This window comes from Aliikangiella marina (assembly GCF_007004765.1).
GTDB lineage: Bacteria > Pseudomonadota > Gammaproteobacteria > Enterobacterales > Kangiellaceae > Aliikangiella > Aliikangiella marina.
On record NZ_VIKR01000004.1, the window covers coordinates 270,639 to 289,890 of the forward strand.

The following is a 19,252-nucleotide window of genomic DNA, read 5'->3' on the forward strand; positions in this document are numbered from 1 at the left end:
TTACCGCCATACAATGATTATATGCATACTAAATGGGTCATGGGTGTGGTCTCTTAAATGGCGCTTAACGAGCTGTATCAGCAAGCAATAAAAACTCACAGCAAAAATCCAATTGGCAAAGATTTATCATTTGAAGCTACTCATCGTGCGGAAGGCTACAATCCAAGTTGTGGTGATGAACTGTCGGTATATCTCACGTTGAATAAAGAATCCGATAAAGTGACGCATATTGGTTTTACTGGTGATGCTTGCGCGATTTGCATCGCTTCAGCCTCCTTGATGTGCCAACATGCGCCTGGAAAAAAGACAACGGCGTTAATCAACGATCTCAATCTGCTGAGCCAGTCATTGCACGAACGGTCAGATTTAACGATCGAAACACTGAACTGTCTCACGGCAGTCAGCAAACACCCAAGTAGAATAAATTGTGCTTTACTCCCATGGAAAACACTGCAGCAGTCTTTCCAAAACCCTGGAGCTAGTTTTATTGAAAATGAAAAATAACTCTAATTAGTTACCGATATTAGTTAACAGATATTAGTCACCCGATACTAACGAACATGATTTATACACTGACTCAAAACTCCACCTATGCTGAACTTATTTAGTGCGCTCGAAACCTTCCAAGTCGACCAAGACTATGTCCTTGCAACGGTAATCCAAACGCAAGGATCAACCTATCGAAAAGCTGGCACATTAATGCTGCTCGACTCCGCGTTAAACTATTTTGGATTGATTAGCGGCGGATGTCTCGAAGGCGACATCCAAGAGCACACTAAAGCAGTGTTGAAAGAAAAATCCGACAAATTAATTCACTATGATATGCGAGGTGAAGAAGACTTAATATGGGGAATGGGCTTGGGTTGTGACGGAGCCATTGATCTACTCCTAAAATACTTACCAGCTAATGAGGGGCACTTTCAGTTCTTTGATATTTTGAAATCAATACAACAAGGAACGCAGCATGTTTTAAGTTTGAGTCTTAGTCCCCCCTTCGAATTTTCATTTAATAGAATTCACCCGGATAATACCAATCAGACTAGCGTCAAACTGACTGACTCTACAATTGAAATACCACTCAAACCACCCTTGAGAATTCTCGTTTGCGGTGCATCGCCCGATGTTCCGCCTGTCGCAGGACTTGCTAAACAACTCGGGTGGCAAACCACTATCATCGACCATCGGCCAGACTTTATTCAGCCCGGGAACTTCCCAATGGCCGATAAAGTGACTTTAGTGAAACGGAACCAATGGGATAACTTTGATTTAACAAACTTCGATGCCGCTATCATTATGACGCATCAATTTGAAAGAGATGAAGAATACTTAAAGCGTTTACTGACCACGGACCTTAATTATATTGGCTTGCTTGGGCCAGTAGCCCGCAGAGATAAATTACTGGCTAACATCGGGACAACATTCGCAAATCACGAAGGACGAGTTTTTGGTCCTGTTGGTCTGGATATTGGTGCGGACTCACCTGAAACTATCGCGCTAGCTATCATTTCAGAAATTCAGGCAGTAAAAGCGCAAAAATCTGTCGGCTTTTGCTATCAGGATGAAAACCGGTGAGCAATCTGACATTCAAAATTGCTTGCGTTTTAATTGCTGCCGGCAACTCCTCGCGTCTTGGTCAGTCGAAGCAACTGGTCAAGTACCGAGGAAAAACCTTACTCAACACCGCCATTAACCTATCACAAGTCGCGACTGATCGATTAATTATCGTCTTGGGAAGTGATGCGGAAGAACATCGACGATCTATTCAAACAGAAAAGTCGGCGTTGACGACCGTCATGGTTAATGAAGACTGGAATCAAGGGATGGGAACATCCATTGCTAGGGGCGTTAGTGAATTAAGCGACGATTTTTCACATGTGTTGATCATGCTTTGTGATCAGTGGGCGCTCAATGAACAAGATTTGCTCACTTTACACCAAAACTCGACAACTCACCCCAATAAAATTATTTGCTGTGAGTACCTTGATCGCCAATCAAACAAACAGGTTTTAGGCGCACCGGCAATTTTTCCTAAAGCTTTTTTTAAAGAACTGATTCAGTTGAGAGAAACTGGGGCTCGCAAGATTTTGGAGGCTCACTCATCAGACGTTATTTCCGTAGATGTTGCAAATGCGGGTTATGACTTAGATACAGCACAAGACTTACTTCGATTAAACCGCCACTAACCGCATTAGCAAATGTCGGTATTGTTGACTGTTCAGTATTAGCGTATCCAAGCCCTATAACTTAAAGTGATGTATCTAAATAAAAGGCTTTCGGCTACTATAGCCAATTCCGCAATAAAGGTCGCCTCACTTTCTGAGTGTGAATTGGTAAATGGATAATTAGGCCTTCCACCCGAAGCGCTGAGACTAAAACGAATGAACAATATCAGCTTATTTTTGGTATCGGCTCTTATCTGGGGCTCAACCTGGATAATGATTACTTTTCAACTGGGAGAAGTAGAACCTTTAGTATCGGTGGTTTATCGTTTTTTCCTAGCAAGCACTATCGTATTTAGCTTTTGTTTGTTGACCAAGCGCTCATTTAAATTCTCTGCCAAGGATCATAAATTAATTTTCATTCAGGGATTATTGTTATTTGGTTTCAACTACTGGGCTACCTATGTTGGAATTACCAAAATCAACAGTGCACTCGCTGCAATCTTGAGCACCAGCATCGTTTACTTTAACGTTATATTTGCGCGCATTTTTCTCGCTGAGCCAATAAAAGTTGAGGTGATAGTCGGTGCGACCATCGGCGTCGTCGGTATCGTCTTAATTTTTATGCCTGAAATTGAGATTGGTGAAAACAAAGACGCGACCTGGTACGGCATTGGCTTAATCCTACTCGGTAGTGTTTTCGCCTCACTCGGTAATATCGCATCAGCCAAAACACAACGGAGAAAAATTCCGGTTCTCCAAGCGAATGCCTTCGGCATGGGATACGCATCACTGCTATTTGCCACAATTGCGATATTTAGCGGCTACCAATTCACCTTCGAAATGACTTTCGAGTACGTCGGTTCCCTAATCTACCTCGCACTGTTTGGCTCGGTATTAGCATTTGGCGCATTTCTCACATTGTTAGGCCGAATTGGACCTGACAAAGCTGGTTACGTCACTCTCGTCTATCCAGTCGTAGCGATGGTGCTCTCGACCTTTTTTGAAAACTATATTTGGACGACCGAAGGACTCATTGGTTTAGTCGCTATTCTGATTGGCAATTTTGTCGCAATGGGCAAATACCGAAATTTAGCACTCTATCAAAAATGGAAGCAATCGCAGACGGCTCAATCGACTCGTTAGATGCAAAAATGCTTGATGAAACTCAGCCCCTGGCCGCTGTTAAACATCTTGATACGCAAAATCGGCTCGCGAGTTTCAGCTACTACCTTTGAAGCTCAAGTTCCGGCTTAAACCAGTGTTCAGTTCTCAGGCTTAAATAAAGTGATCCGCTTGATAACTGACCAATATTGACTATTATTAGCGCCAAATGAGTGCTGACTGAAACAGGTCACATAACTGCAATATTCTCAAAGCCGAGTAAAAAAGCCTATTTATCACGCTTTTTAGATATAACAGTATCAATAGTTCACCTTTGAAGACTGAGATCGCACGGTTAAAACCTGAGATCCACAGTGGATTGGTCGTAAACAGTCACCTAAATGTTGTCATAAATGGATTGAAAGACGTGTTATCGGTCAGTTTTACGCGCCTTCATCGACCAATTATGACACTTTTATTTGTCTTACAAAGGCGCTTAAAACACGGTTTTGGACACAATTCTGCGAAAATATGAGTAAAACGGCTGATTTATGACATTAATGTTACCGATATTAGATTTTTGTCATAAACGTGAAATATTTGGCTTCCATACTCTCGCCCCATAAAAAAGCTAATTAAGTTATTTTTATACATAATCGGAGAAAAATATGAAACTTAAACTAGTAAGCAGCGTTATCGCAGCGACTTTTGCGTGCGCACCTGTAATGGCCGGGGAAGTAACTACTGATGGTGCTGATATTAAAATCAAAACCAAAGGTGGTTTAGAAATTAAAACGGCTGACGACAAATACTCTATGAAAATCGGTGGTCGTGTTCAGTGGGATTACAACTACGCAGAGTTAAACGGCGAAGCTGATGAAGATGACTTAAATATCCGTCGCGCACGAATCTACGCTAAAGGTGATGTCGGCGAAGATTGGTCTTACAAAGCTCAGTTCAACATCGGCAATAGTAACGGTGGAACGCCAGAAGATTTGTATATTACCTACAATGGTTGGGGCAAAGCGGCTAAAGTTACTGTCGGTAAGCAACGTGTTGTATTCGGTCTAGAAGATTTCACAAGTTCTAACGACATCACTGCACTTGAGCGTTCAGGTATCACTGAGCAATACGGCGTTGCGCGTCAAGACTCTATCCGACTTCACGGTCAGGTTGGCATGGTGAACTACTCTGTCTCTGCTTATGAAGATGGCGCGGCAGCTGGCGATGATGATTTCGGTTTGTCTGGTCGAATCGCAGTTGTTCCTGTTCAAGATGACGACATGCTTATTCACTTAGGTTTGGGTTACACCGAGCGAGGCGGCGATCGCTCTGCAACCGGTATCGAATTTGCTGCAAACTTCGGTTCATTCCACGTCCAATCTGAGTTTTTTGATGAAGACCAAGGTACTGAAAGCCGCGATGGTTACTACGCTCAAGCGGGTTGGATTATCACTGGCGAAACTCGTCCGTACAAAGACGGTAAATTTAAGCGCGTTAAGCCTGGTTCTAGCGATGGCGCGTGGGAAGTATTTGTGCGTTTAGAAGAAGGTGACGGTAATCACAGCGACATCGAATTAGGTCGTGTTGATGCTAGTGCTTATACCTTTGGTGTTAACTACTACGCAAACAACAACGTACGCATTGGTATGAACTACTCTGACGGTGACAGCAATGAAGCTGGAAGCACTGACAGTGGTGAAGAGTTCCGCTTACGTCTGCAATTAACTTTCTAAGTTAACACGCATTAAAAAAAGGGCAAACAAGTGATTGTTTGCCCTTTTTTATTTATAGCGAAACTACACTGAAATTAACTCAGCATAAGCCTATTTGATTTCAGAAAGTAGCTCAGGATTGGTTACTAAGTTTCTCACTGCATGTGCGTGGTCTTCGTTAAAGACATTGTCTTCACACCACTTTCCAACCGTTTCAATTTCAACTTTTTTTACCTTGGGTCTGACGCTCCAAGACACTTGCAATGGTGAGCCTTTTTCATTGTATGAAGGACCGGTTGTTGACCCTGCAAACCTGACCGGTGTCCCCGTATCGCTTGGGATATTGAGAGCCTGCGCGTAACCATTGCGCTCGCCGATCGCGGTGAGCTCGCCAAAATCCGCACCATTGCCATCGTTAACTAATACGTAAACTTGGGTCTCAACTCTTAACTGAGGATTCATTATCGACTCGCTCAGACAAGCGCCTAATGTAGGCCCTGGTTTTACCTGAGCGCTCGAGTGTACATAATGTAACTCGATTGTGTCGCCAGACTGAAGTCCCTTACACACCTTGTTTTTTGAAGGTGTCAACTCAGCTTTGGTCAACTTACCAGAATATTTAAATCCAGTGTTGTTTCCCTTACCGTCGCCATTTCCAGCATAAGTGGTGAATTCACCGCCTTTATTTTCAGCGTTTTTATGGAAATGGATATTGCACAAATTCATTTCATTATAGGCTGGTGCTTCCTCAAACAAGCGAGTATTCGATCCGGCTTTATTATCAATATCGCGAGGCGTTTGTGGTCCAAACCCCTTTCCTTTGGTATTTTTGGCTAAATTATTTCGCTGCTCTTCGATGACTTTATCCGATACATTTTTCGTAGAATGACCGTGGCCATCGGCCAAAACCGGCGCAGAAGCTAAAGCAATCGCGATTGATAAATAAACTTTGTTTTTACTCATGAACACACCTCAGTGAAAGTGTAATAGTTAAGTTAACCCATTAAAAAACCTTAAATTTTTTCTGGGTATTAGGTCAATTATTGCGCTGTGCTAGCAATTTAATGAACCAAAATGAATTGTCATTTAATCCCTGCACAACTCTGGCTTCTCTTCATACGAAGTTAGACAAATCCAGATCAGGTTCCAGCCAGTAAGAATGTTTCAAAATATTACATTTGCAATATAATTGTAGATGCCTTTTCAGGATATATCAGATATAAAAACTCACTCAACAATACGACGCTTCACACTTGCAGAGGATTATTCAACGGGCTATTTGGGGTTTATTATGATGTTGGATTCTTGAAGCTCGCCCGCATCCGGTTGCGACACCAAAGTCGAATCGTAAGTGTACTCACGACCGTTAAACTTGAGAACGACACTACCGATTTTCTTGGTGTTGACGACTAAATTGCGCCAACTTTGATTCTGCTCGGGTGAAAGTTTGATGGGCGCGATAACAAAATGCGTTTCAGAAACAAATTTGAATCCTGATTTTTCTCCCTGAAGTACCAGCAACTTGCAGCCCGCGTCTGTGCAGTCTTCATTGCCAGAAAGATAAACGATCGCATCTTGCAACCCGTCACCATTTAGGTCCTTAAAATAGGCGACATAGTGTGTTTTTCTGTCTTGAAAGTATTGTTTGAGGGCAACATCGAGATCGTTTTCTGCTTGAGCGCTAACAAAATCACATAAAACTGGTAGCGTCATTGCGACGAAAACCATCAATAAACATTTTCTGATAACCATGCTAGCTCCCATCCCCTAAAATGACTCTATCGCTCAACATACGACCTTGTTCCACGCCTATTTATCGTTGCTGACTTGATAATTGACAGCACGAATTAATGGCTAGTCTCTCGGTTGTTACCTGTTAATTTCAACTGATAAAGACGAAAGCCAAGGTCAATCTTAGCTTTTTATTGGTGACCTGTATCGATCTCAATCAACACAAACGTCTTTATTATTAAACATAACCAATGGCTATTTGGACAATTCATTTGACTAGGGTATATTTTAGCCATCTAGACATCCAAGCGAATTAACCAACTCAAGCTTTACTAAGTTCGCTTATAAGCGCAAATTATAATGCGTTTAACTTAGCGTTATGTATACTGAAGTTATACATGGCTAAAAAATAACTAATTAACAGCGGAATTTTTATCAGTGAACAAGCCCCTTACCACTATCATTTCTGATATCACTGTAGGCTCTATCATGGGCAGTGCAGTTATTATTGGCTTGATTATGGGCGGCACGGGTATGGGTGGTACCTCGACCATCACCTCTACCCAACAAGGAGTCACAGGCTAACTCAAGCAAAATAAAATTTACCCCAAAGCCCGTGACTCAGATAAGACTCACGGGCTTTTTTATAAGTGAGATAAAAAATGAAAGTTTTAAAATTCGGCGGTTCATCATTGGCAAATTTAGCCTGCTTCAATCAGGTTGCCTCAATCATCGACAAAGAAAGTCAATTGGATCAAGTCGCGGTCGTCGTTTCTGCGCCTCAAGGTGTTACCAACGAATTGGTCGAGTTAGTCGACAATATCGGTGAAGTTAAGGTTTGCGACGAATTATTTGAATCGATCTCAAGAAAGCTCAAAGCCTTGGTTGAAGATGCTCTATCGAGTCAACCCAAGTTAGCTAAGGAGAAATTACAAACCGCTTTTGAAGAGTTGATCGTTAAGCTTGGACAATTGATTCAAGGTGCTAGACTGCTTGAACACTGCCCTGAATCAACTCGTGCCCAGATACTGAGTACTGGCGAGCGATTCAGCGTCCTCCTGTTAAATGCTTTATTAGACGCAAATGCGATTGAAGTCACGACTTTAGAACCAAAATTATTTTTGATTACCGATACAACTGGCTCAGAACCGGTTGCAGACTTGGAAGCCAGTAAAGTTAAATTTCAATCAAATTATCCTCAGCTCGGCCAAGTCGCTTTGCTACCTGGCTTTATCGGTTGTAATTCTAAGGGTGAAACAACTACTTTAGGTCGTAACGGCTCTGACTATTCCGCCGCGGTTTTGTCGGTTTGCGTTGACGCTTATTCTTGTGAAATTTGGACTGATGTTGACGGCGTCTACAATGCCGATCCAAGGTTGGTTAAACATGCCCAGCTGATAGACAGTATGTCTTATCATGAAGCCATGGAACTTTCTTATTTTGGCGCAAAAGTGCTTCATCCAAAAACCATTGCTCCGCTTTCGTTAAATCAAATTCCTTGTTGGATTAAAAACACCCATGCACCAGAAAAAGCCGGTACCTTGATCTCCAATGAAACCAGTGAAAAAGAGGCAATCAAAGCAATCTCTAACCTGTCGGATGTCGCGATGATCAATGTTTCTGGTCCGGGAATGAAAGGGATGGTTGGCATGGCTAGTCGCGTTTTCTCTGCAATAAGTTGGGCTGATATTTCGGTGATCTTAATCAGTCAGTCTTCTGCTGAATACTGTATAAGTTTTTGTGTCCCCGGAAACGAGGCCGATGCCGCGCTTGAATGTTTAAATAAAGCATTTGAACTGGAATTAAAAAGTGACTTGCTGGAACCAATTTCTGTCAAACGAAACTTAGCTATCGTAACCTTAGTTGGCGATCACATGCAGCAGCAAAAAGGTACCGCAGCCAAATTTTTCAAAGCTTTAGCACAAGTTCGTGTCAACATTATCGCGATCGCTCAAGACTCCTCAGAACGGAGTATTTCTGCTGTTATTCGCGATGAAAGAACCGATGATGCGGTAAAAGTTTGTCACCAAAACCTGTTCTTAAAAAAGCCGACTATTGATGCAATTGTGGTTGGCTGCGGTAATGTCGGTGGCGAACTCATCCAGCAGATAAAAAGACAGCAAGCGGGATTGTTTGAAAAAGATATCGTACTTAACCTGGTCGGTATTGCCAACAGCAAGAGAATATTGCTTGATAAGAATGGGGTTGATTTGGATAACTGGCAAAATGATTTGGCTCGTTCTGAAGACCAACTCACTCTCGAGAAATTAAACCAGTTTGTCAGCGAGGCGCATTTAAGTACGCCAGTAATCATCGATTGTACAAGTAACGAATCAATCGCGATGCAATATGCGGACTATTTAGCGAATGGTTTTCATATTGTCACGGCAAACAAAAAAGCCAATACTGCTGATTTAACTTACTATCAAAAGCTGCGAGATATTGCCCAAGCAAAACAAAGAAGATTCCTCTACGAAACTAATGTCGGTGCTGGTTTACCGGTTATCGATAACCTCCAAGGATTACTTCGAGCGGGAGATTCGCTCATTCAATTTGAAGGGATTTTAAGTGGCTCGCTCTCTTATATTTTTGGGGAAATTCACAAAGGTCTGTCATTATCCGAAGCAACTTTAAAAGCACGCGAGCTCGGATATACCGAACCGAATCCAGCAGAAGATTTAAGCGGCCTGGATGTCGCACGCAAAGTACTGGTCATCGCTCGTGAAACAGGGCTTAAACTTGAGTTATCTGATATCGAACTTGAATCGGTCGTTCCTGAAGAACTGGCGCAAATCACTGATGCGGATGAATTCGTCCGCCGGCTACCTGAGTACGATCAAACTTTCCAGTCTAAGATCGAAAAAGCTCAACAAAACAAACATCATTTACGGTATATTGCGAGTATTGAAAATGGACGGTGTAAAGTCTCTATCCAATCAGTAGACGCGTCGCATCCGCTTTACGCCGTAGCAGATGGTGAAAACGCGTTGGCACTTAGCACGGAATATTATCAACCGGTTCCTTTTGTTATTCGAGGTTATGGTGCCGGTGCAGCGGTCACAGCAGCGGGACTGTTTGGCGACCTGCTGAGAACTTTAGCCTGGGACCATGCGCAGTAATAATGATGTGTTCGGTTTTAAAAAAGGCGTCTTTTACGACAAAAATGTAAACACAAATTAACAAACCTTATGTAATCGACTTTGATCACAGCGACTAGGATAAAACTATATGTCAGTATCGGTCTTTGCGCCTATTTCAATCGGTAACCTGAGCGTTGGCTTTGATACTCTTGGGCTTGCTATCTCTCCCATCGATGGAAAATTGGTCGGCGATATCGTTCGTGTTGAGGAAGCCTCGCATAATCAATTCGTGCTGACTGGAAGTCATACAAGCAAACTGCCCGATGATGAAAATAATATTGTATGGCAATCATTGCTCGCATTTGATCAAGCGCTCGAGCAGTCAGAGCAAGCGACTGTTCCAATAAAAATTACCCTTGAAAAAAATATTCCTGTCAGCAGCGGCTTAGGCTCAAGTGCTTGCTCCGTTGTTGCCTCGTTAGTCGCATTGAATGAATTTTATCACCGCCCCTTTAGCGATATCCAATTACTCAAACTCATGGGTGAACAAGAATCTGCGATTAGCGGGAGTCTTCACTACGACAATGTCGCTCCATGTTTTTTAGGCGGCTTACAATTAATGCTCAATAAGCAAAACCAGATCACTCAAAAACTACCTGTTTTTGAAGATGTCTACTGGACTATTGCTTACCCTGATGTCGAAGTCAGCACTAAAGCGGCAAGAGAAATCCTACCCGACAATTATTCACGAAGCACGTTAATTGAATTTGGCCAAAACCTTGCCGGATTCATTGATGCCAGTTATCGCCAGGATAAAACTCAAGCGTTTAATTCAATTGTTGATGTGGTGGCAGAACCACATCGGACTTCTCTCATTCCTAATTTTCTGGAATCTAAATCAACGTTAATCGAAATGGGTAACTTAGCGGTTGGTATTTCCGGCTCGGGGCCGACTTTGTTTGCGGCAACCGATGACTTAGCAACCGCACAAGCTTCAGCGTTATGGCTTAACGACCATTATCTCCAGTCAGAAAATGGATTTGTTCATATTTGCAAAGCAGATTTGATTGGTGCTAGAAAAATTTAAATTAATTGACGACGAGAGCGAAAGTGGAACTCTACAATTTAAAAGACGATTCTCAAATAGTTAACTTCGAAACGGCGGTAAGAACGGGCTTAGGCAACAAACAGGGCTTATTCTTCCCTCAAAAATTCTCGCCGATAGAAGATCAAGCAACGCTACTTAATCTCGAAACCAAAGAGCGTAATAAAGTAATTTTATCCAAAATAATTGGAAAAGATTTAAGTTCATCGACACTCGAAAAAATTATCGATGCAACCTTCCGATTTCCAGCTAAACTCGCCCAAGTCACAAATAATGAATATTGCTTAGAGTTGTTTCATGGACCAACCCTTGCGTTTAAAGATTTTGGCGCAAATTTCATGGCGAACTGTCTCCAATCTTTTTCAAATGACCAACCAATCACTATTTTAACCGCAACTTCTGGCGATACCGGCGCAGCTGTCGCTCACGCTTTCCATCGATTACCGAATATTCGTGTCGTTATCTTATTCCCACACGGAAAAATTAGCGAACTCCAACAAAAAATGTTTACCACGCTTGGTGATAATATTCACACCGTGGCTATTGAGGGTGATTTTGATGCTTGCCAAGCGCTGGTTAAACAAAGCTTCGATGACTTAGCGTTTGTTAAAAACGTTGGTTTAAACTCTGCCAATTCGATTAATATTTCAAGACTGCTCGCTCAAGTTTGCTACTACTTTGATGCCTTCGTGCAACTTCCAGAAGAACAGCGCAAAAAAGTTGTGGTTTGCGTACCCAGTGGGAATTTCGGTAACTTATGCGCAGGGATTATCGCTAAAACGCTAGGATTACCCATCAAACGGTTTATCGCTGCAACAAACCTCAATGACACCGTCCCACGCTTCTTAGCATCCGGAGAATGGACTCCAAAGCAAACTATCGCGACAATTTCAAATGCCATGGATGTCAGTAACCCCAACAACTGGCCACGGATTCAGTACCTCATTGATAGCGGTCAATTTGATAGCCGCAATTTAACCGGTTGTGCTGTTGACGAGCGACAAACAGAAAAAAGTATGCACCTTTTACAAGCAGCGGATTACCTGAGCGAACCTCATGCCGCGGTTGCCTATCACGGACTTCACCAATCTTTAAAGCCCGATGAAACCGGTATTTTTTTGGGTACCGCCCATCCTGCTAAATTCAAATCGACTGTCGATCAAGTATTAGATATTGATATTAAATTACCCGAGCCATTGGCCAAATGCGCACAGTTAACCGACCTATCGGTTAAGATGCCCGCCGATTTTGAACGTCTTAAAGACTACATTTTGGAGGCTTGCGAGGAATCCTGATATTCTGTTGCTCTAGTTTACTGATTAAACCCAACTTGAATTGAACAAAGTTACCTTTGCAATTAAAGTTAATCAATCACACGGGCTCTTGTCGAACAAAACAAGGACAACAAGCATGAAAATTCCACCATTACTCGTATTGCTCGACGTTATTGGTATGGTCTTCATCGGTATTGGCTTAGCAGATTATTTTGGCGCAATTGATTGGCTCCCCCAATCAATAAGATTTGAGTTCATCGGATTTGTCTTGATTTTTTTGGGCTTTCTCATGACAACGCCGTTGATTGTGTGGGTCATTAAAAATGGCCAAAACTCAAAGGGAAATTAACTTTCACTTACGGGAAAGACAATGAATTGGCATCTTAAAAAATTTAACGAACTCAGCGGTCACCAGGTCTATAAAATTATGCAACTCAGAGTTGATATCTTTGTAGTCGAACAAAACTGCCCGTACAGTGATCTGGATGGAAAAGACGAGCACCCGGAGGTTTTACACTTGTTCGCCACAGAAAACGAAGCGATCGTTTGTTATTTAAGAATCCTTCCACCCAATCTCGCTTATCCCAATAAGCCGGCTTTGGGAAGGATTGTCTCTTCTGCTCAGTATAGGGGAACCGGCGCAGGGCACCAGTTAATGCAACAAGCCACCCAGATACTTGACGAAAAATGGCCTAACTTAACCAGTCATATGTCAGCCCAAGCACACTTACAAGGGTTTTACGGAAAGCATGGCTATACGGCGGTCGGAGAGGAATACTTAGAAGATGATATCCCGCATATCGGAATGGAGAGAGCCCCGTTAGCAGGATAGGCTTAGCGGTCAATTAAAGCAATCAATTAAACCAGTTGAATAGGCCTGTCAGTATCATTCACTTTTGGGTCATCCGTAAATCTTCAACTTGGTAGTTTCAGTTTTAAGCAGGTAAAGGTTCATCAGTAAAGGTTTCCCGCATAAAAAAAGCCGATGAAAACATCGGCTTTTTTAGAATTCAGGAAGTAATTCGATTACTTAGACTTTTCGTCAGTTTTGGCTGCATTTTCAATCGCTTCCAATAATTCTTCGTCAAGCGCAGGTACTGCTTCTAAAGAAGACTTGTCTTCAACTGTTTCAGCCAACTGGTTATATTGCTCGTTTGCTAACTTCTGCAAATCTCTGAAATTACCCACCAATTCAGCAGCTTGAGTCAAACTAGCTTTTGATTCAGTAAGGTTTTGTTCAACTTTTTGCTTTTCTTTACGCAAGTTGCGGCTTACTTCTTCCGCTTTTTTACGCGCATTAGCTTCGTCCATTTTTTCCTTTTTAAGGCCTTTCATTTTCTTGACAACATTTTCGGGTGTGTCGGCAAGAATCTTGGTGATTTGCTTAATTTCTTTTTGCTTATCAGCAAGTTGTGCCTTAATTTTCTTTAATTCTTCTGCATTTGCTGAGCGGCCAGCAGTGACTTTGTTTTCTGCGGCTTCTTGCGCTTGTAACGCTTGATCGCGTTCAGCAATAAGACCTGCATTCGCTTTTTCGCTTTTTTCAAGTCTTTCTTCAAGAGATTGAATAGTCTCTTTCGCTTGAGCTTGCTCTGCAGCTAGCTTGTCTTCAGCGACTTTGGTTGCACTCATTGTCTTTTTAAGTGCTGCTTCCAACTCTTCTGTGCTGCACTCTTCTTTTAGTCCGAGCGCTTTAGTTGCAGTTTGCATAAGCACTTGCTTAGAAATCGCAAGTTCTTTCCAAACCTTCAATTGAAGTTCTAAATCTGGTTGTTCCAACTGTTTCTCCTGTACTGCCTGAATTTCGCGCCGCATCATACTAAAAAATGACCATAAAAAGCTAGTGAAAAAAAGCCTATCTTGAACTTTTTGTTAATTTTTTAACCAGTTCATGGATAAGTACGGGAAATTCCCTTCTGAACTTTGGATAGAATCGACATACGCCTGCTGAAAAATGACTTCTGAGTCGAATAAGGAATTAAAACTTGCTCCATCCTAGTTACATGTATTTATTATAAAGCGCTTATCCAGAGGATGAAGTTAATCAGTGAGCTGCTCGGAAAATTAGAATAAAAACCCTCTTTTCTTAAGCTTATCGGTAGCAAGCCGCGTTTCTATTCGCAGCGTTAATCCATATAGAAAGCTTCACCTATCATCAAGGTACGTGCAGTCCGAGTAAAAGTGGCTTTTTCTGCGACCCAAAATCCCCCCTTTTCGTTGACAGAGGAATCAACCGCAAAAATACCACCGGGATGGGCTATTTTTATGCAGGATTCACTTTCCTCCTCACGCACAGCGAGCTGTTCAACAATGGTGCCTGGAATTTGCGCTGCAACACTGGTCGCTATGGCAGCAGTGCCGGTATAGGCATGGTGCACTAAACCACCAGAGAGCATCCGACAACAAATATTTTGCTCTTGCGCGGTAATCGTCTGACCTTGGGCAGAGACAAACGCTTGAGGTTTAGCGACTAAAACGACTTTAGGCGAAGATGGTTGATGACTCCTGGCGAACTCTATCGTCGGCGAAATATTCATTTCAACCGCTGCGATACAACGAATAAGCTCAAGTAAATTCAGCGTTTCTCGTTTGCTTTCAATATCCCTCGCAAACTCAGTCCCTTGTAAGCCAACATCCGCGGCGCGGACAAATACCGTATTGCCACCCGCTGAAAGTAAACTAACCGCCACTTCACCAAACCCAGGTACATCCAACAATTGGCTTGTTTGTCCGGTCGACAACACCCGACCTAGTTTACCTAAGCCAGGCTCGAGGAGTTCTACTTTGATCGGCGCGCCAGTTCCCGAAACTCCGCTGATTGGGAAGTTGCCACTCACCAGCGGTTGTCGGTCTTTGATGGGTAAATACACATTAAGTTGACGATTAATGTTTGATTGCAATATTTTGACGCAGTAGCCTCCATCTTTATCCGGAATAACTAAGCCTTGCTCAACAGCGAAAACCCCAACCGCAGCAGAAAGATTGGCTGAAAAGCCAGAATAGTCGATTACATCGGTATCAATTGAGACACTGCCAGAAACATATTCAACATCAAATTCAGGGTCTTCAGATTCGCTTATAATTGCCACTAGGCTGGTACTGGAAGTGGCCCCGCCGATACCGTTCATTTGAGTCCTATAGAGATCGGGGCTACCAAATAGGCGACAAATTACTTTATCTCGCTCGCGTTCGTATTTGGGTAAATCTCCCGCTAGAAGAAATAATCCTTTACTACTCCCGCCGCGCATCCACACCGCAGGAATTGAAGATTGATTCATAGACTCAGTCCCCAGAAAATATTCGTTATTATGTCTTTGATCGCTTTTTAGTATATCGAGTCGCTTCGGCGTTTAGCGGATCATCGGGCCATGGGTGCTTGGGGTAGCGACCGCGCATTTCTTTCTTAACTTCTTGGTAGCTAGTTTGCCAAAAGTGTGCCAAGTCCTCTGTTATCTGCAACGGTCTGCCTGCAGGTGATAACAAGTGTACCACAACAGAAATTTCTCCGTTTGCCAGGCGCGGAGTCTCTGTCTCGCCAAACATTTCTTGTAGTTTTACGGCTAAAACGGGTTTATCTCCATGCAGATAATTTACTTTTATTTGTGAGCCGCTCGCCACTTTTATTCGTTCTGGCATTAAGGCTTCTATTTGCTGTAAGGTTTGCCAGCTCACCAGATTTTGTAAAGCATTAACGACAACCTTTTCATCAATTTGTGATATTTTGGTTAAGCCCACGATGCATGGCCCTAGCCAAGTAGCCAAATTTTCAACCAGCCAACCCTCACTTATATCTGGTACATCGCTGCAAAAACGCGTTTTTCCTTTTATCAGGCGTAATTTAGCCAGCCATTGCTTAGCACATTCAGACCAAGGTAGCTTTTCAATCCCATTACGCTTTACCCCCTCAAGTAGCCCATTTGTCATTGCTTGCGGAGAAAAATTTTTTACAGGTTGATTTGATAAAACGATTTCTGCTAATCGAGTTTGTCGTTCACAGCGAACCGATTGTGATTGTTCATCCCAAAACGTGACCTCAACCGCTTTTATCGTATCTGCAAACAAGTCTTGTAAAACCTCCAAGCCGATTTCAACGCCATGAAATATTCTCGTATTATTGGCTTGGCCGACCAACTGACTGATAACGATAAACTCAGACTTGAAAAAATCATTTTGGGGCGGTTTTACGCCAGTACCTGAAGCAAGTTTGTAACCACTCCCTCGGCGTTGTGCAATTCTGTCGGGAAAAGCGAATGCAAGTAGCTTGGCCAAATCTTCAGGAAAGGCTTTAATTTGCGAAGTTTCACTTTTAAGTAAGCCTGCTGTCATTGCAAGTTTTCGAAAGCGATCTGACTGCTTCAACACTCTCTGGACCTGATGGTTTAAAGCAGAAACCTCTAAACAATGCTGGATTCGATTAAAAAAATTAGCATCATGTTCTCGCTGACCGAGAAAAACATCTTTTTCCTCGAGTAATGCCGCAGCTAAACAAGCGAGTTCAACTAATCGAAAGTCTTTTGCCCTAATGATCATATGAGCGATTCTTGGGTGAGCGCCAAATCTTGTCATTAACTTTCCATGGGGGGTGATATTGAGTTGCTGATCGATAGCGCCAAGCTGCTTAAGGAGTTGTTGTGCCTGCGCGATGCTTCCTAGGTTTGGTTGTTCAACTAATGCCAACGCTTGGGGACTTTTTACTCCCCATAGACTCATTTCCAATAACGCAGATGACAAGTCCGTTCTTAAAATTTCGGGGACACTCGCTTCTCGCAGGATTTGGGATTGTGGCCATAGTCGATAGCAAATACCTGCCGCTAACCTTCCTGCTCTGCCTTTTCTCTGCTCGGCGGAGTGAGCTGAAACGCGGACCGTTTTTAAACGATCAAAACCAACGTTCGGGTCAAATTGCGCATAACGGCTCATCCCCGAGTCAATGACACAGCCGACACCATCGATGGTAATACTCGCTTCCGCTATATTGGTCGCCAGTATGACTTTTCGAACTTGAATGTCATTGCAGAGTACTTGCTGTTGTTGCTTGAAGGGTAAACTTCCATGAAGCTCAAATATCTGAATTTCTCGGTCTGAGGAAAACGACTCATTGAGAAAATCCATGGATGTTTTTATTTCTTTTATGCCAGGAAAAAAACACAAGATGTTGGGTGGATAATGACTCTCTTTTTGTAACTTGATAAACTCCTTAATAACACGCACTAAGGTTACGCGCATATCATCATGCTTTGCAACAGGCCGATGTTGCACCATTACTGGAAATTCTCGACCTTTGCTTTGAATGAGTGACGCCCGATGAAATAACTTAAGCACTTTTTCGACTTCTAACGTCGCCGACATAACGATAATTTTGAGATCTTCTCTCAAGCTATTTTGGACATCAATGGCGAAAGCCAGCCCTAAATCACTGCTTAAGCTGCGTTCATGAAATTCATCAAATAAAACATAATCTACTTGGGCTAACTCAGGGTCAGACTGAATCATTCGAGTAAAAACTGCCTCAGTAACGACCTCAATTTGGGTGTTCTTGGAAACTCGAGTTTCATTTCTCACTCTGAAACCGACTGAATCACCCACCGGTTGTCCCAGTAACTGGCTCATTCTCATCGCAGCATTTTTCGCCGCTATACGCCTCGGTTCTAATACAATTATTTTTTTTCCTAGCTTAAGCGTTGCCAATAGCGCGAGAGGCAGAATTGTTGTCTTGCCAGCACCAGGTTCGGCACTGATAATAACCGCAGGATAATCATTCAGCTTTACAGAAAACTCATCGAGGATATCTACGATGGGTAGGCGAGAGTCTTGGATTAATGTTGAGATTCTTGTTGTATTCAAAGTGTTATTAACGTATCCAGACCGCAATTAAAAGAAACAGATGATTTAGGGTCGTTAAATGATGTCTTGACTAATCAAATAAAGTGTCACGCCTGTAATGGCGATAACCGTTACCCCAATCGCAACCCAAATAGCATTATAGCCACTGCCTCTTGCGATTTTTTTAGTTTGTTTTTTTAATCCGTCAGTCCACTCAAATGCTTTCATCGGCTGCATGTTATAAAGTCGCTCTAAGTATACATGATTGGAAAAAGGCTCGGTTCTCTGCAGCATTCTGCTAATGAACATTGCTCTATCCATACATGAACGAGGAATTTTTTCATCGAGCTGACCTGCTAGCTGAGTCAGTCGATTTGACTCAAAGCCCATCGCGCGCCATGGAATATCGCGCTCACTAGAATACCATTGAATGTTAACCATTTCAGGTACTAGCGTTGCCATTAATTTACGTTCGATTTCCGCGTCATTGTGACTGACAACCAGGTCGGCTTGATCAAACATCGCTAAAGCTTTGTCTTTATCAAATGCTAGAACCTCTTTTTCATGAACATTGAGGTTAAACTGGTTGATGGTTTTCTTGGGAATTGAGTTTCTTGTTTTTCTGCTTCCCCAATAAGTATTGATAATCTTGCTTTTTTTCATCCGACTGGGCGTATATTCAAACAAAACCATAGCGACTTCGGCAATTTCATCTTTGTCTGAAATCCCAGTATAGACAGCAGATAATGCGATTACTTTCAGAGACTGAGTTTCAAAGGGCTCTTTACCCGTCGAGACTCTTCTTTCGACTTTCTTTTCGCTAGAAATTGAAATAAATTCTTCTTTCTTCTCAGCATCGTGATCGTCATCCGGCACCAACGCTAGCGGAGCGACTTTTTCCTTTTGCTTCTCAACTAAGGCATCAAGTTCCTTGGCATTTTCAATCCGTTCCAGAATATCAACAAACTCGTCTCGGTTGGCGTATTTAAAGTGGGTAAAGCGCTTTAATATCTGAACTTCTTTTTGGTACTTTTTATGAAAGTGAAAAAGATCGGCTAACTGCAGATATAACTTGGCATCGACATATTGGCCCTCCTGTTTGGCTTTTTGTTCCGCCGAATCAATCAATCCACAAACCTTCCTCTCGATATTTGCAGTGAGGTCCGGTTGACCAATTTTAGGCTTGATAGACTCTTCCATATCTTTCAATTTTACGCGCTAGGTGGCCTATTTTAGCAAGTTTTAACGAGCTGTGAACACT

Annotated in this window: 17 protein-coding genes; 11 read left to right on the forward strand and 6 right to left on the reverse strand. The window is 42.5% G+C overall.

Translation table 11 applies throughout. The features are described 5' to 3' along the window. The first annotated feature begins 57 nt into the window (after positions 1–57). From sufU to FLL45_RS15970, 5 genes are all read left to right on the forward strand, one after another. Entirely contained in the window at positions 58–504 is a 447-nt protein-coding gene (gene sufU, locus FLL45_RS15950; protein WP_142943094.1) for a Fe-S cluster assembly sulfur transfer protein SufU, read from the forward strand. A gap of 87 nt (positions 505–591) precedes the next feature. Then, positions 592–1,572, forward strand: a complete 981-nt coding sequence (locus FLL45_RS15955; protein ID WP_142943095.1) for an XdhC family protein — start codon at positions 592–594, stop codon at positions 1,570–1,572. Continuing rightward, a complete protein-coding gene (locus FLL45_RS15960; RefSeq protein WP_142943096.1) occupies positions 1,569–2,183 on the forward strand; it encodes a nucleotidyltransferase family protein in 615 nt (204 codons plus the stop codon). The genes FLL45_RS15955 and FLL45_RS15960 overlap by 4 nt, the downstream gene beginning before the upstream one ends. 195 nt (positions 2,184–2,378) lie before the next feature. After that, a complete protein-coding gene (locus tag FLL45_RS15965; protein ID WP_142943097.1) occupies positions 2,379–3,305 on the forward strand; it encodes a DMT family transporter in 927 nt (308 codons plus the stop codon). A gap of 626 nt (positions 3,306–3,931) precedes the next feature. Then, entirely contained in the window at positions 3,932–4,999 is a 1,068-nt protein-coding gene (locus FLL45_RS15970; protein ID WP_142943098.1) for an OprO/OprP family phosphate-selective porin, read from the forward strand. A 90-nt stretch (positions 5,000–5,089) separates the two neighbouring features. Here FLL45_RS15970 and FLL45_RS15975 read toward each other — a convergent pair whose 3' ends face one another. Both FLL45_RS15975 and FLL45_RS15980 read right to left on the reverse strand, forming a co-directional pair. Then, positions 5,090–5,941 carry a delta-class carbonic anhydrase gene (locus FLL45_RS15975; RefSeq protein WP_142943099.1) on the reverse strand — a complete coding sequence of 284 codons (852 nt, stop codon included), beginning with the start codon at positions 5,939–5,941 and terminating at the stop codon, positions 5,090–5,092. 312 nt (positions 5,942–6,253) lie between these two features. Beyond that, positions 6,254–6,730, reverse strand: a complete 477-nt coding sequence (locus FLL45_RS15980; RefSeq protein ID WP_142943100.1) for a hypothetical protein — start codon at positions 6,728–6,730, stop codon at positions 6,254–6,256. Positions 6,731–7,147: 417 nt separating this feature from the next. On the opposite strand from FLL45_RS15980, the gene FLL45_RS22815 reads away from it, so the two are divergent. The 6 genes from FLL45_RS22815 to FLL45_RS16005 all read left to right on the forward strand — a co-directional run bounded on the left by FLL45_RS22815 (position 7,148) and on the right by FLL45_RS16005 (position 13,000). Then, positions 7,148–7,294, forward strand: coding sequence for a hypothetical protein (locus FLL45_RS22815; RefSeq protein ID WP_185964499.1), 147 nt, complete (start codon positions 7,148–7,150; stop codon positions 7,292–7,294). 77 nt (positions 7,295–7,371) lie between these two features. Beyond that, positions 7,372–9,828: a bifunctional aspartate kinase/homoserine dehydrogenase I gene (gene thrA / locus FLL45_RS15985; RefSeq protein WP_142943101.1), complete on the forward strand. Its 2,457-nt coding sequence runs from the start codon at positions 7,372–7,374 to the stop codon at positions 9,826–9,828. 109 nt (positions 9,829–9,937) lie between these two features. Beyond that, positions 9,938–10,876 (forward strand): homoserine kinase, encoded by a 939-nt coding sequence (thrB, locus tag FLL45_RS15990; protein ID WP_142943102.1) that lies wholly within the window; start codon positions 9,938–9,940, stop codon positions 10,874–10,876. A 23-nt stretch (positions 10,877–10,899) separates the two neighbouring features. Continuing rightward, positions 10,900–12,189 carry a threonine synthase gene (gene thrC, locus FLL45_RS15995; protein ID WP_142943103.1) on the forward strand — a complete coding sequence of 430 codons (1,290 nt, stop codon included), beginning with the start codon at positions 10,900–10,902 and terminating at the stop codon, positions 12,187–12,189. A gap of 115 nt (positions 12,190–12,304) precedes the next feature. After that, positions 12,305–12,517, forward strand: coding sequence for a hypothetical protein (locus tag FLL45_RS16000; RefSeq protein ID WP_142943104.1), 213 nt, complete (start codon positions 12,305–12,307; stop codon positions 12,515–12,517). Between the two features lie 21 nt (positions 12,518–12,538). After that, positions 12,539–13,000: a GNAT family N-acetyltransferase gene (locus FLL45_RS16005; RefSeq protein WP_142943105.1), complete on the forward strand. Its 462-nt coding sequence runs from the start codon at positions 12,539–12,541 to the stop codon at positions 12,998–13,000. Between the two features lie 194 nt (positions 13,001–13,194). Here FLL45_RS16005 and FLL45_RS16010 read toward each other — a convergent pair whose 3' ends face one another. From FLL45_RS16010 to FLL45_RS16025, 4 genes are all read right to left on the reverse strand, one after another. Next, a complete protein-coding gene (locus FLL45_RS16010; protein WP_142943106.1) occupies positions 13,195–13,947 on the reverse strand; it encodes a coiled-coil domain-containing protein in 753 nt (250 codons plus the stop codon). A gap of 347 nt (positions 13,948–14,294) precedes the next feature. After that, complete coding sequence (locus FLL45_RS16015) at positions 14,295–15,446, reverse strand: PrpF domain-containing protein (protein WP_142943107.1); 1,152 nt, start codon at positions 15,444–15,446, stop codon at positions 14,295–14,297. A 28-nt stretch (positions 15,447–15,474) separates the two neighbouring features. After that, entirely contained in the window at positions 15,475–18,012 is a 2,538-nt protein-coding gene (gene hrpB / locus FLL45_RS16020) for an ATP-dependent helicase HrpB (RefSeq protein WP_185964500.1), read from the reverse strand. Positions 18,013–18,066: 54 nt separating this feature from the next. Beyond that, positions 18,067–19,191 carry a hypothetical protein gene (locus FLL45_RS16025; protein ID WP_142943109.1) on the reverse strand — a complete coding sequence of 375 codons (1,125 nt, stop codon included), beginning with the start codon at positions 19,189–19,191 and terminating at the stop codon, positions 18,067–18,069. Positions 19,192–19,252 lie beyond the last annotated feature (61 nt).